This window comes from Vibrio sp. MOR3, assembly GCF_001557775.1.
Taxonomy (GTDB): Bacteria; Pseudomonadota; Gammaproteobacteria; order Enterobacterales; family Vibrionaceae; genus Vibrio; species Vibrio jasicida.
Genome location: NZ_LNRD01000007.1, coordinates 248,164 through 261,097, shown reverse-complemented (window position 1 = coordinate 261,097; position 12,934 = coordinate 248,164). Strand labels below are relative to the sequence as shown.

Annotated in this window: 14 protein-coding genes; 10 read left to right on the top strand and 4 right to left on the bottom strand. The window is 46.6% G+C overall.

The genetic code is table 11. From position 1 onward, the window contains the following. The first annotated feature begins 30 nt into the window (after nucleotides 1-30). From tsaB to rnd, 6 genes are all read left to right on the top strand, one after another. Nucleotides 31-732 carry a tRNA (adenosine(37)-N6)-threonylcarbamoyltransferase complex dimerization subunit type 1 TsaB gene (gene tsaB, locus ATB76_RS15715; protein WP_038879283.1) on the top strand — a complete coding sequence of 234 codons (702 nt, stop codon included), beginning with the start codon at nucleotides 31-33 and terminating at the stop codon, nucleotides 730-732. A 53-nt stretch (nucleotides 733-785) separates the two neighbouring features. Next, on the top strand, nucleotides 786-1,091 hold the full coding sequence (locus ATB76_RS15710; RefSeq protein WP_005428720.1) for a hypothetical protein: 306 nt from the start codon (nucleotides 786-788) through the stop codon (nucleotides 1,089-1,091). A 25-nt stretch (nucleotides 1,092-1,116) separates the two neighbouring features. Beyond that, nucleotides 1,117-1,674, top strand: a complete 558-nt coding sequence (locus ATB76_RS15705) for a Slp family lipoprotein (RefSeq protein ID WP_042606110.1) — start codon at nucleotides 1,117-1,119, stop codon at nucleotides 1,672-1,674. 6 nt (nucleotides 1,675-1,680) lie between these two features. Then, on the top strand, nucleotides 1,681-2,535 hold the full coding sequence (locus ATB76_RS15700) for an alpha/beta hydrolase (protein WP_045409026.1): 855 nt from the start codon (nucleotides 1,681-1,683) through the stop codon (nucleotides 2,533-2,535). 106 nt (nucleotides 2,536-2,641) lie between these two features. After that, on the top strand, nucleotides 2,642-4,333 hold the full coding sequence (gene fadD, locus ATB76_RS15695) for a long-chain-fatty-acid--CoA ligase FadD (protein ID WP_038865654.1): 1,692 nt from the start codon (nucleotides 2,642-2,644) through the stop codon (nucleotides 4,331-4,333). Between the two features lie 87 nt (nucleotides 4,334-4,420). Continuing rightward, the gene (gene rnd, locus ATB76_RS15690; protein WP_038865653.1) at nucleotides 4,421-5,539 is read left to right on the top strand and encodes a ribonuclease D; all 1,119 of its coding nucleotides are present in this window, start codon (nucleotides 4,421-4,423) and stop codon (nucleotides 5,537-5,539) included. Nucleotides 5,540-5,647: 108 nt separating this feature from the next. On the opposite strand, the gene minE is transcribed toward rnd, so the two are convergent. The 3 genes from minE to minC are packed head-to-tail and all read right to left on the bottom strand — an operon-like array spanning nucleotide 5,648 to nucleotide 7,406. Continuing rightward, nucleotides 5,648-5,911, bottom strand: coding sequence for a cell division topological specificity factor MinE (gene minE, locus ATB76_RS15685; RefSeq protein WP_061035655.1), 264 nt, complete (start codon nucleotides 5,909-5,911; stop codon nucleotides 5,648-5,650). A gap of 2 nt (nucleotides 5,912-5,913) precedes the next feature. Next, entirely contained in the window at nucleotides 5,914-6,726 is an 813-nt protein-coding gene (gene minD, locus ATB76_RS15680; RefSeq protein ID WP_005437688.1) for a septum site-determining protein MinD, read from the bottom strand. A 17-nt stretch (nucleotides 6,727-6,743) separates the two neighbouring features. Further along, nucleotides 6,744-7,406 carry a septum site-determining protein MinC gene (gene minC / locus ATB76_RS15675; protein ID WP_054756979.1) on the bottom strand — a complete coding sequence of 221 codons (663 nt, stop codon included), beginning with the start codon at nucleotides 7,404-7,406 and terminating at the stop codon, nucleotides 6,744-6,746. Nucleotides 7,407-7,603: 197 nt separating this feature from the next. On the opposite strand from minC, the gene ATB76_RS15670 reads away from it, so the two are divergent. From ATB76_RS15670 to ATB76_RS15655, 4 genes are all read left to right on the top strand, one after another. After that, nucleotides 7,604-7,885 (top strand): YcgL domain-containing protein, encoded by a 282-nt coding sequence (locus ATB76_RS15670; RefSeq protein ID WP_038865650.1) that lies wholly within the window; start codon nucleotides 7,604-7,606, stop codon nucleotides 7,883-7,885. Between the two features lie 51 nt (nucleotides 7,886-7,936). Next, the gene (locus ATB76_RS15665) at nucleotides 7,937-8,908 is read left to right on the top strand and encodes a lytic murein transglycosylase (RefSeq protein ID WP_038865648.1); all 972 of its coding nucleotides are present in this window, start codon (nucleotides 7,937-7,939) and stop codon (nucleotides 8,906-8,908) included. A 70-nt stretch (nucleotides 8,909-8,978) separates the two neighbouring features. Then, on the top strand, nucleotides 8,979-9,923 hold the full coding sequence (locus ATB76_RS15660; RefSeq protein ID WP_061035654.1) for a LysR family transcriptional regulator: 945 nt from the start codon (nucleotides 8,979-8,981) through the stop codon (nucleotides 9,921-9,923). Between the two features lie 235 nt (nucleotides 9,924-10,158). Continuing rightward, complete coding sequence (locus ATB76_RS15655; protein WP_061035653.1) at nucleotides 10,159-11,358, top strand: NupC/NupG family nucleoside CNT transporter; 1,200 nt, start codon at nucleotides 10,159-10,161, stop codon at nucleotides 11,356-11,358. A 270-nt stretch (nucleotides 11,359-11,628) separates the two neighbouring features. Here ATB76_RS15655 and ATB76_RS15650 read toward each other — a convergent pair whose 3' ends face one another. Beyond that, nucleotides 11,629-11,925, bottom strand: a complete 297-nt coding sequence (locus ATB76_RS15650; protein WP_042606119.1) for an endonuclease domain-containing protein — start codon at nucleotides 11,923-11,925, stop codon at nucleotides 11,629-11,631. Nucleotides 11,926-12,934: the final 1,009 nt, after the last annotated feature.

Here is a 12,934-nt window from a genome sequence, read left to right as displayed (position 1 = left end):
ATAAATTAAAGAAGAATTGTAGAGAGTTACATGAGCGCAAAAATTCTTGCTATCGATACGGCAACTGAAAACTGTTCAGTTGCGCTACTGGTTAATGACCAAGTGATTTCACGCAGTGAAGTGGCTCCTCGTGACCACACTAAGAAAGTGCTGCCTATGGTAGACGAAGTACTGAAAGAAGCGGGCCTGACTCTACAAGATTTAGACGCATTGGCGTTTGGTCGTGGTCCGGGCAGTTTTACTGGCGTTCGTATCGGGATTGGTATTGCACAAGGTTTAGCGTTTGGTGCTGATCTGCCAATGATCGGCGTTTCAACGCTGGCTGCGATGGCGCAAGCAAGCTACCGTCTACACGGCGCAACGGATGTAGCTGTTGCGATTGATGCACGCATGAGTGAAGTTTACTGGGCACGTTACACTCGCCAAGAAAACGGTGAATGGGCCGGTGTGGATGCAGAATGCGTTATTCCACCAGCGCGTCTAGCGGAAGAAGCGCAAGCAGACGACAAAACGTGGACTAAAGCGGGTACTGGTTGGGATGCTTACCAAGACGATCTTGGCAAACTGCCATTCAACTTAACGAGCGGTGATGTGCTTTACCCTGATTCGCAAGACATCGTGATTCTTGCTGAGCAGGAGCTTAAGAAAGGCAACACAGTCCCAGTAGAAGAATCGAGCCCGGTTTATCTGCGTGATAATGTGACGTGGAAGAAACTTCCGGGTCGCGAATAATTCATCACTACTAGAATATACGGGGCGTTTGCCCTGTATTTTTATGGAACGTTATGGCGTCTATCAATGGTTTACCTCCTGCGTTAATACCGGGTGCAAATCGCACCAATAAAGTCGGTAAAAAAGGGCAGGTAAAGAAAACTCAAGATAAGCAGTCCGTTGGTCAACCTTCTAAGGTGGCGAACGCCGTCGCGCATTCCATTAAGCAAGTGGATGAGTCTCAGATTCATCGTGCTCAAGTGCAATACGATTTGCCTGAGGGTCATGCTCGCAAAGCAATGGAACAGTATATGGATGTCATGAATCGAGCGAAGAAAGAGGAACTTGCTCAGTTACTTGGTGTCGATATCTATGTGTAAAACAACAAATTTATAGTGGGGGTTTATGAAACTTTCTGGACGTATTTTTCTGGTTACTATCGCAGCATTCGGGCTTTCTGCCTGTAGCTCTCTTCCTGAAGAGTTGAATGCAAGCACCGAGCAGGTTCTGACTGATTACAAAACCTTTGCCGAAGACCAAGGACAGGCTGCTAACGATGTTCGCCTTGGTGGTGTTATCGCGAAAGTGGATAACTTGAAAGACCAAACGCGCCTAGAGATCGTAAACCTTCCAATCAGCAAATCTGGCAAGCCAGATATCGACCAAGAACCAACGGGTCGCTTTGCGGTGTATTTTGATGGTTACTTAGAGTCAGTTTCTTTTAGTAAAGGTCGAATCATTACCGTTGTTGGTAAAGGTTCGGGCGAAGAAGAAGGCAAAATTGGTGAGCACCAATACATCTTCCCAGTCATCAAAGGCGATGGCTACCGCTTATGGAAGATTGAAGAGCGCGTACGTATGTACGACACACCAACCTATTACTACCCTTGTTACTCTATTAACTGCCGCATGTGGCGAAATGACTTCCCGCAAGATGGCAAGGTGATCAAGAAGGTTAAATAATCTGTGATGAATGAGCGCCGTTTCGAACTCCCAAATGGGAGCATGGCTGCCTTAGAGATCGGAAACGAAAAAACGACTGCTTGTTCAGTCGTTTTTCTTCATGGGTGGATGGATAACGCGGGCAGCTTCAAAAGTTTGATGAATGCCATCCATCAGCGAAACCCTGACCTTCATTTATTGGCGATTGACCTATTTGGTCATGGCTTATCCAGTCATAAATCCTCGGACAATTACTACCCCTTCCACGACTACATTGCTGATTTACACCAACTATTGGATGAATTATCGCCAAACAGACTGATGTTAGTAGGGCATTCACTAGGCGCCTTAATCGCAAGTTGCTATAGTGCTGCCTTTCCTGAACAGGTCGAAGCGTTAGTGCAAATTGAAGGAGCGGGTCCACTCGCTGAACAACCTTCCAATAGTGTGAAACGACTGCGAGATGGTGTCCTTGGCCGACAACGTCAACGCAATAAACCGGAGCGAGCTATCGCTTCTTTCGATCTGGCGTTAAAGCTACGCATACAAGCGAATCACCTGACCGCCGAGCAGTTGATGCCAATCGTAAAGCGCGGAACTGAATGTCGTGAGAACCAGTGGTTTTGGCGACACGATGCCAAATTAAAGTGCGATTCTCTTTATCGTATGGCACAGGACCACGCGAACTCGATCACCAGCCAAATACGCTGTCCGCACCTGATCATATTGGGTGACAAAGGATTTCAGCATTTACAGTCTAACCAAGTCGATTGGGGCGAAAATCCACCGAATGTGGTTTCTGTCGCGGGTGGGCACCATTGCCATTTAGAGCAAACACTCGAGGTCGCAAAGCGAATTCTTGGTGTAGTTAACAAAATTTAAACAAGTGTTTGAGAGTTACGTGCTCAAGCACGTTTGCTGTGCTGTAATAGTGTTCAAAATAAAAAGGACGCTATTTTTTAGCCAGTTATAAACGAGGAGTAACATCGTGGATAAACCATGGCTTTCACGTTATCCAAGTGACGTACCTGAAACCATTAATCCAGAGCAATATGAGTCTTTGGTAGAAATGTTCGAACAGTCTGTTCAAAAGTACGCAGACCAACCGGCATTCATGAACATGGGCTCGGTCATGACCTTCCGCAAATTGGAAGAGCGTAGCCGCGCATTCGCCGCATACCTACAAAACGAACTTAAGCTGAAGAAGGGCGACCGTGTCGCGCTTATGATGCCAAACCTGCTGCAATACCCTGTCGCGCTATTTGGTGTTTTGCGTGCTGGCTGTATCGCTGTGAACGTGAACCCACTTTATACTCCACGTGAGCTTGAACATCAGCTAAACGATGCTGGTGCAACGGCGATCGTTATCGTTTCTAACTTCGCGAACACACTTGAGCAGGTTGTAGAAAATACACCAGTGAAACACGTAGTCTTGACCAGCCTTGGCCAAATGCTACCACGCGCGAAAGGTACGCTTGTCGACTTCGTCGTTAAGTACGTGAAAGGCATGGTACCTAAGTACGACTTACCTGGCGCAATCTCAATGCGTAAAGCACTGCACAGAGGTCGTCGCCTTCAGTACGTGAAGCCATTCATGTCTGGTGATGATATCGCATTCCTGCAGTATACCGGTGGTACAACGGGCGTAGCGAAAGGCGCAATCCTGACGCACCGCAACATGATTGCTAACGTTATGCAGGCGAAAGGTGCTTATGGTCCAGTATTGTCTCCGGGTCGCGAGCTTGTTGTAACGGCGCTGCCGCTTTACCACGTATTCGCACTGACGGTGAACTGTCTACTGTTCGTTGAGATGGGTGGCAACAACCTGCTTATCACTAACCCGCGTGATATTCCGGGCTTTGTGAAAGAGCTGCAAAAATACCAGTTCACTGCGATTACTGGCGTTAACACCCTGTTTAACGCGTTAGTGAACAATGAAGATTTCCATGAGTTAGATTTCAGTAACCTTCGCCTAGCAGTAGGTGGTGGTATGGCAGTGCAACGCGCCGTGGCTGAAAAATGGCAAAAGACCACCGGCTGTTACCTACTAGAAGGTTACGGTCTAACAGAATGTTCTCCATTGGTGGCGGCTTACCCGCACGACCTAGTGGAATACAACGGCTCTATCGGTCTGCCTGTACCATCAACTGAAGTACGTATTGTTGATGAAGAAGGTAATGCACTTGCAAACACAGAGACCGGTGAGCTTCAAGTTCGCGGTCCTCAAGTGATGCAAGGTTACTGGCAGCGCCCAGAAGCGACCAAAGAAGTGATCAACGAAGACGGTTGGCTATCGACGGGTGACATCGTTAAGTTTGATGATGAAGGCTTCTTGCACATTGTTGATCGTAAGAAAGACATGATTCTTGTATCAGGCTTCAACGTTTATCCGAATGAAATTGAAGACGTAGTTGCACTGCACGGCAAAGTATTGGAAGTCGCGGCTATCGGTCAGCCTCACGAAGTGTCTGGCGAGTTGGTGAAGATCTATGTTGTAAAACGCGATCCAAGCCTGACCAAAGACGAAGTGATTGCACACTGTCGCCAACACCTAACGGGCTACAAAGTACCGAAGTTGGTTGAGTTCCGTGAAGATCTACCTAAGACCAACGTAGGTAAGATCCTTCGTCGCGTACTGCGCGAAGAGAACGACGCAGAACTTGCGAAGAAGAGCGCATAAGCGGATTTCTTTGTGCAACAATCATTTATTGCCAAATAGTGTTAGAATGCCAGCGTTTTGCTGGCATTTTTTTATAGCGAGAAGCATGTGAACTATCAGATCATTACGAAAAACAAAGACCTAGAAGAAGTCTGCGCTCTAGCAAGAGAAGCCGACGTAGTTATGCTGGATACCGAATTCGTCCGAATCAGAACTTACTATCCGCAACTAGGTTTGATTCAGCTTTTTGATGGCAAACAACTTTCCCTTATCGACCCGACTGAACTGACGGACATGACGTCGTTCGTCGAGTTGTTAAAAGACACCTCAGTACTCAAAGTGCTGCACGCGTGTGGTGAAGATTTAGAAGTCTTCCAAAATGCCTTTGGCTGCACACCATTCCCAATGGTTGACACTCAACTTATGGCGGCATTCCTAGGTCACGGTCTGTCGACGGGCTTTGCTACGCTGGTGGAAGAATACCTAGGCGTTGAGCTCGACAAGAGCGAGTCTCGCACTGACTGGATGGCACGTCCATTGACTCAAAAGCAGCTTGATTACGCCGCAGCTGACGTTCATTACCTCATGCCTCTTTACGAGAAGTTATTCGATAAAGTCAATGAAGCTGGCTGGTGGGAAGCGGTTCAGCAAGAGAGTGATCTGCTTGTTTCAAAGCGTATTCGCAACGTGAACGAAGAAAACGCGTACCTAGACATTAAAGGCGCATGGCAGTTAAGACCGGCTGAACTTGCGATCCTTAAGCCGTTAGCAACTTGGCGTTATAAAGAAGCAATTAAGCGCGACCTCGCATTAAATTTCATCTTCAAAGAAGGTGACTTACTGACGGTTGCTCGTCTTGGTTTGACTGGCTTTAAGAAGATGGAAGCGGAAGGCATCGACATCCGCGCGATTAACCGCCACGGTGCGAGGATTGCGGGTATCGTGAAAAGTGCAAAGCAAATACCTGCCGATGATTACCCAGCGAAAATTGAACGTTTGATGGATTACCCAGGCTACAAGCAAATCTTCAAGAACATGAAAGATGTAGTGAAGGTAGCATCGCAGAAGTCAGGTTTGGCGACCGAGTTTTTGGCTTCTAAAAAGCAGATCAATCAAATCATTAGTTGGGTATGGAAGAAAGATCGCGACCCAGCACGCCTACCAGATGTCATGCAAGGCTGGCGCCTTGAACTTCTCGGAAAGAACATGGATAAGCTTCTGAAATAGGAGCAAATAAAAAAGGTTGGCATTATCGCCAACCTTTTTTGTAACACGCATTTGTTTTTGTTTTGAGTACTCAAGTGTTTAGAGCGCTCAAGCAAAGTTGAAAAGTAATTACTTCTCGTCTTCTGGCAACTTCACGTTTAGCTCAAGAACTGAAATATCATCGTCCTTGTGTTCAAACGTCAAATCCACCATGTTTGGATCAATCGCAACGTACTTGCTAATTACCTTTAAGATGTCCTCTTTCAATTGAGGTAGGTAAGAAGGTGCAGGATCGTTCTGGCTACGACGCTCAGCAACGATGATCTGCAAACGCTCTTTGGCTAGATTCGCAGAAGATTTCTTTTGTGGGCGGAAAAATTCTAGTAGTGACATGTCTAGCCTCCGAATAGTCGTTTAAAGAGTCCTTTCTTCTCCTCAGTAAGGAAACGAAATTCAACCTGATTGCCCAGTAGGCGGTCTACCGTATCAGAGTAAGCCATACCTGCGTCGGTGTTCTCGTCAAAGATCACAGGTACGCCTTTGTTTGATGCATTCAGTACCGCTTGGCTCTCTGGAATCACACCCAATAGAGAAATGTGTAGGATCTCTTCCACGTCTTCCACGCTTAGCATCTCACCCTGTGTTACGCGAGAAGGGTTGTAACGTGTCAACAGTAGGTGCTGCTTAACTGGCTCAAGACCTTGCTCTGCGCGTAGCGACTTCGAATCCAAAATACCTAGGATACGGTCGGAGTCACGTACCGAAGATACTTCCGGGTTCGTCGTTACGATCGCTTCATCTGCGTAGTACAGCGCCATCAGAGCACCTTGCTCGATACCTGCTGGCGAGTCACAGATGATGAAGTCGAAGCCCATCTCATCCAACTCAGTGAACACACGTTGTACGCCATCTTTCGTTAGCGCGTCTTTATCACGTGTTTGAGAAGCTGGAAGAATGAATAGGTTATCTGTGCGCTTGTCTTTGATCATCGCTTGGTTAAGCGTTGCTTCGCCGTTGATGACGTTAACAAAGTCATACACCACGCGGCGTTCACAGCCCATGATAAGATCGAGGTTACGCAAGCCGATATCAAAATCGATCACCGCAGTCTTTTTACCCTTTAGAGCCAGACCCGAGGCGATGGCTGCGCTTGAAGTGGTTTTACCAACGCCACCTTTGCCAGACGTTACTACAATAATGCGTGCCATTTTATTTCCTTTTTAGACTAAATCGTGAGTGTTTCTAGATGTAATGATTCTTCGGCTTTACTGATCATTACTTTCTTTTGCCAATACTCACTCTCAATTTGATCGCTCAACCAGTAATCTCCTGCAATGGAAACCAGTTCAGCTTGTAAATCGTGACAAATAATTCGTGCTTCTTGTTGGCCGCTCGCCCCAGCAATAGCACGTCCGCGTAGGGTGCCATGAATGTGAATAGAGCCATCAGCAATCACTTCTGCACCAGCGCTTACGTGTGCCAGTACAACCAAGTCACCATCTTTGGCGTAAATCTGCTGGCCAGAACGAACTGGCGTGCGCACGATCTTCGTTGGAGCCATTTTGGCTGGTGCTTGAGTTGGAGATTTGCTCGCAGACATGATGGCGAAGCCCGCTTCTGAAGCAAGGTTTTGAACGCGTTTATCTTTACAGCCAGTCACACCAACCGGAATAAACCCTGCGTCAGCGATGCCTTGTTTAAGTGCGAGGAAATCAATATCACCTTCTACTTTTGCTATATTGATAACCAGAGGTGCGGATGCGAAGAAAGAAGGCGCTTGAGAAACCTTTTCTTGCAAAAATTCGACAGTCGTAGCGATCTCTTTGTCAGAAAGGTGTAAAACTGACAATGTAAAACTGCTACCTTTAAGGTCAGGTGAATGGGTCATCGTGGACTTCTTGCCTTTATTGAAAGAGCGTTGCCTTAAACTAGGTCTGTCATGTTATATTTCATCCTTTAGCGCAGCAAGTTCTCAAGCGAGCAAATAAGTGAATTAATCTCAAATTTGCAATCAAGTTTGCGAGAATTTTACGTTTTCAACAAAATCCGCACTCAAAGCGGGTAAATCAGCACAAAAGGCTCGTCATGCTTTGTTCTATTTATAAAAGTTCTAAAAAAGAAGGCACTTATCTCTATATTCCGAAAAAGGATGATTTCTCACAGGTTCCTGACATGCTTATGCAAATGTTCGGTAAGCCTATGCCGGTGATGACAATCAAACTTGATGGCCGTACTTTGGCACAAGTTGATGTCGAGAAAGTGAAAGCTTCATTAATTAATGACGGTTTCTTCCTACAGGTTCCGCCTCCGCCGGAAAACCTACTCGATAAATACAAAGAACAAAAAGCCCAGCAGAAAGGCGAATAAACTCGCGACTTTTCATCTGGGAATTCTGCCTCGCTCATAAAGGAGGGCGATATGAAAAAATTACTGGCAGCCATGCTCAGCGTTGGTATGTGTACTTCAGCCTTTGCAAGCAGCGACGGCTTTGATGAATACCTAAATAAATTGCGTGCAGAAGCGCGTGATAAAGGTATTTCTGAGCAGGTGATCAGTGCCGCTTTTTCTGATGTGGAATACAAACCACGTGCAGTAAAAGCAGACCGTAACCAGCCAGAGAAGAAACTGACGTTAGACGAATACATTCCGCGTGCGGTTCCTGAGTGGAAGGTCAAGCAAGCGAAGCAACTGTATAAAGAACACTACGCTGAACTAAAACGCATTGGCGATGAGTTTGGTGTACAGCCGCGCTTTATCGTTGCACTTTGGGGCGTGGAAAGTAACTTCGGTAAGTTCACCGGTAACTTCCGCGTGATCGACGCGTTGTCGACCATGGCGTTTGAAGGTCGTCGTGAAGAGTTCTTCCGTAAAGAAACCATGGCGGCGCTACAAATCCTAGATGAAGGTCATATCGAGCTAGAGAACTTCAAAGGTTCTTGGGCTGGCGCGATGGGTCAATGTCAGTTTATGCCAAGCTCATTCCTGCGCTTTGCCGCAGATGGTAACGGCGATGGTAAGAAGGACATCTGGCAATCAGAAGCAGACGTGTTTGCTTCTACTGCGAACTACCTAAGCAAATCTGGCTGGGATGATAAGTTCACTTGGGGTCGTCAGGTTAAAGTGCCACACGGCATTGACCACAACCTGCAAGGTCGCGAAGCAGAAAAAGGTAAGTACCTTCAAGAGTGGAGCAAGCTTGGTATCACCAAATACGATGGCAGCCCACTTCCTAAGCTGGACGAAGACATTAAAGCTTGGCTGATCATGCCAGACGATGAGAACGGCCGTACTTACTTGGTGTACAACAACTACAATGTGCTGATGAAGTGGAACCGCTCTTACTACTTCGCACTGGCGGTAAGTCATTTAGCTGACCGCATCACATTCTAGGTTGAATGTATAAACGAATAAAAAGGGCTCTTCGGGGCCCTTTGTTTTCTCTATTTTAAACGAGGTTTGCGTGTTATCTGAACGTGCTGCACAAATGGTGATCTTCTCGGCGTTGATCAAACATAAGAATTTTACCGCTGCGGCAAAGAGCCTTGGTGTGTCTGTTTCTCACGTCAGTAAACAGCTTAGCCAATTGGAAGCTTCACTGGGTATCAAGCTTGTGCAACGTACCACGCGAAGCTTTACGCCAACCGAAGCCGGGAAAACCTTCTATCACCATTGTGAGCAAGTGGTGCAAGCCGTTAGCAGTGCCACGTTAGAGATGGAAAGCCAACGCGATGAAGTCGCCGGTTTGGTTCGCCTTGGTTTGTCGCAGTCTTTTGGTACGCTGCACATCATTCCTGCCATTCAAGAACTTCGTGAGAAATACCCGCAACTGCAAGTGGAAGTGCATTTGTTCGATTACAAAGTCGATATGCTCGAAGAAGGCTTGGATTTGTGGATCACCAATAATGAACATTTGCCAGAAGGTTACATTGCTCAGCGCTTAGCAGATTGCCAATTCGTGGTTGCGGCATCGCCGGATTACTTACTCAAGTACGATACACCAACCGAACCGAATGACTTGTCGCAACACAACTGTCTTATCTACCGCAGTTGGGAGCGTGACTACACCAGTTGGGCGTTCACCAATCGCGAGCAAGAGCTCAACGTGAAAGTCTCTGGCAACTACTCAGTCGATTTGGCAGAAGCGGTACGTGATGCTGCGATCGCAGGGTGGGGGATTGCTTACTTAGCCACTTACTTGCTAGGGGATGAATTCCGCTCAGGTAAACTGATTCAGCTTCTACCAGATTGGAGAGCCAGCCAATCTATGCCGTTTTATGCGGTGTACCCAAGTCGTCAGCATATGCCGAAAAAGATCTCTGCAGTGATCGATTTCATCAAACAGAAGATCGGATCGCCTTGCCATTGGGATCAGCGATTAGCTCCTTATCTCTCGATTCCTAAGTAGTGAGTACATAAGGTGATTTGAATCGCAAAATTTTTCCAAATTCAGAAACATCTTTTCCATTTGGAAATAATGATTTTAGGCAAACGTTTATCTTCATTTAATTCAATGGGTTATTTGACTGATTAAATTGCAAGCAGCTGACTTATTCAGCCTGTTAACATCTCCAACTTGCAGCATTTATTATGCTCTATACAATCCGACGCCTTTCTTGTTCCCCCTTTGTCGGATTCATTTTATGAACTCAATTCTTGGTATCGTAGCCATCCTATTCGTAGCATGGCTGCTTTCGACTAACCGTAAGAACATTCGTCTACGAACGGTGTCTTTGGCTTTTGCTCTGCAAGTTATCTTCGCGCTTTTGGTATTGTATGTACCAGCGGGTAAAGAAGCGCTTAACGCAGTAACTGGCGCGGTTTCTAATCTGATCAACTACGGTCAAGAGGGCATCGTGTTCCTATTTGGCAACCTAGCAACAGGTGGCTTTACCTTCGCGATTAACGTACTTGGCATCATCATCTTCTTCTCGGCACTGATTTCTGGTTTGTACCACATCGGTCTGATGCCTAAAGTGATCAACCTAATCGGTGGTGGCCTACAGCGCTTGTTAGGTACTGGCCGAGCAGAATCACTGTCTGCTACAGCGAACATCTTTGTGGGCATGATTGAAGCTCCACTAGTCGTTAAGCCATATCTTAAGCACATGACGGACTCTCAGTTCTTCGCAGTAATGACTGGTGGTTTGGCATCGGTTGCTGGTGGCACACTAGTAGGTTACGCATCACTGGGTGTGGATCTGAACTTCCTAATCGCGGCGGCATTCATGTCTGCGCCTGCAGGTCTTCTGATGGCAAAAATCATGATGCCAGAGACAGACACCACAACTCCAGATATCGACCTAGACCAAGTAGAAATTCCACGAGCAACCAACGTGGTTGAAGCAATGGCAGACGGCGCAATGTCTGGTCTACGTATCGCTGTAGCGGTAGGTGCAACGCTATTGGCGTTTGTGAGTGTTATCGCGATGCTAAATGGCATTCTGGGCTGGTTCGGCGGTCTGTTCGGTATGGAATTGAGCTTCGAGCTAGTGCTTGGTTACCTATTCGCACCAATCGCATGGTTGCTAGGTATTCCTTGGAACGAAGCTATCGTGGCCGGTTCTCTGATCGGTAATAAGATCGTGGTAAACGAGTTCGTAGCCTTCATCCAACTGATGGAAGTGAAGTCTCAGCTAAGCGCACACTCACAAGCTATCGTAACCTTCGCACTGTGTGGTTTCGCAAACATCTCAACCATGGCGATGCTGATTGGTGGTCTAGGCTCACTCGTACCAGAGAAGCGTTCATTCATCTCGAAATACGGCTTCCGCGCAATCGCAGCAGGTGTAATGGCGAACTTGATGAGTGCATCAATCGCTGGCGTGATTTTGAGTTTGTAACAGAACCCCTCCCTAACCCTCCCCTTAAAAAGGGGAGGGGACTAGACCTGAGTGCGCTGAGTATGGAGCGCCAATCGACAGTTAATATAATGTCTGTAGCGATTGCATTAGTTGAATCGATCTCTTTCCGGTCCTCCCTATTTTTAAGGGGGAGTTAGAGGGGGTTGCTGCTCCGAACTAAATCCGGTCGCTGCATTTGAATAAGTTAGTGAACGAATAGCGATCTCAGTCAGGTCCTCCCCATTTTTAAGGGGGAGCTAGAGGGGGTTATTACTCCGAACTAAATTGAATAATCCTTTCCAAAACAGACTCGGTTTGCTTCATCACTTCTTCGTTGGTAAATCGCAGAACCTTAATCCCCAACGCTTCTATGAATGCATCCCTCTTTGTATCTTTCTCTTTTCCCTCGGTAGAGAAATGGCTATCGCCATCAATTTCTATTACGAGACTCAATTCTGCACAATAGAAGTCAACGATGTAGCGACCAATACCGTGTTGCCTACGAAACTTTACACCGAGTTGTTTTCGTCTAATTTTTTGCCAAAGTACTTCTTCAGGTTTTGGCATATTCGAGCGTAGCTGGCTTCTGATTTTCTTTTGATACTTCAAGTTAAACGTTCGTTGTTGCACTTGTGCTTCCTTTGCGTTCTCAACCCCTCCCTAACCCTCCCCTTAAAAAGGGGAGGGGACTAGAGCGGAGTGCGCTTAGTGTGAAGCGATAATCGAGAATTCATATAATGTTTGCTTTGATTGCATCTGTTAGAGCGATCCAGTCCTCCCCATTTTCAGGGGGGATCTAGAGGGGATTATTACTCCGAACTAAATCCGGTAGCTGCATTTGAATAAGTTAACAAACGAGTAGCTAGCTCAGTCCAGTCCTCCCCATTTTCAGGGGGGATCTAGAGGGGATTATTACTCCGAACTAAATCCGGTAGCTGCATTTGAATAAGTTAGCGAACGAATAGCGATCTCAGTCAGGTCCTCCCCATTTTCAAGGGGGAGTTAGAGGGGATTATTACTCCGAACTAAATCCGGTAGCTGCATTTGAATAAGTTAACAAACGAGTAGCTAGCTCAGTCCAGTCCTCCCCATTTTCAAGGGGGAGTTAGAGAGGGTTGTTACTCCAAACTAAATCCGATTGCTGCATTTGAATAAGTTAACAAACGAGTAGCTAGCTCAGTCCAGTCCTCCCCATTTTCAAGGGGGAGTTAGAGGGGGTTGTTACTCCGAACTAAATCTGGTCGCTGCATTTGAATAAGTTAACAAACGAGTAGCTAGCTCAGTCCAGTCCTCCCCATTTTCAAGGGGGAGTTAGAGGGGGGTTGTTACTCCAAACTAAATCCGGTTGCTGCATTTGAATAAGTTAGCGAACGAATAGCGATCTCAGTCAGGTCCTCCCCATTTTTAAGGGGGAGTTAGAGGGGTTGTTACTCCAAACTAAATCCGGTAGCTGCATTTGAATAAGTTAACAAACGAGTAGCTAGCTCAGTCCAGTCCTCCCCATTTTTAAGGGGGAGTTAGAGGGGGTTATTACTCCAAACTGAAAGGGCTCCTTTCGGAGCCCTTTCAGTATCGG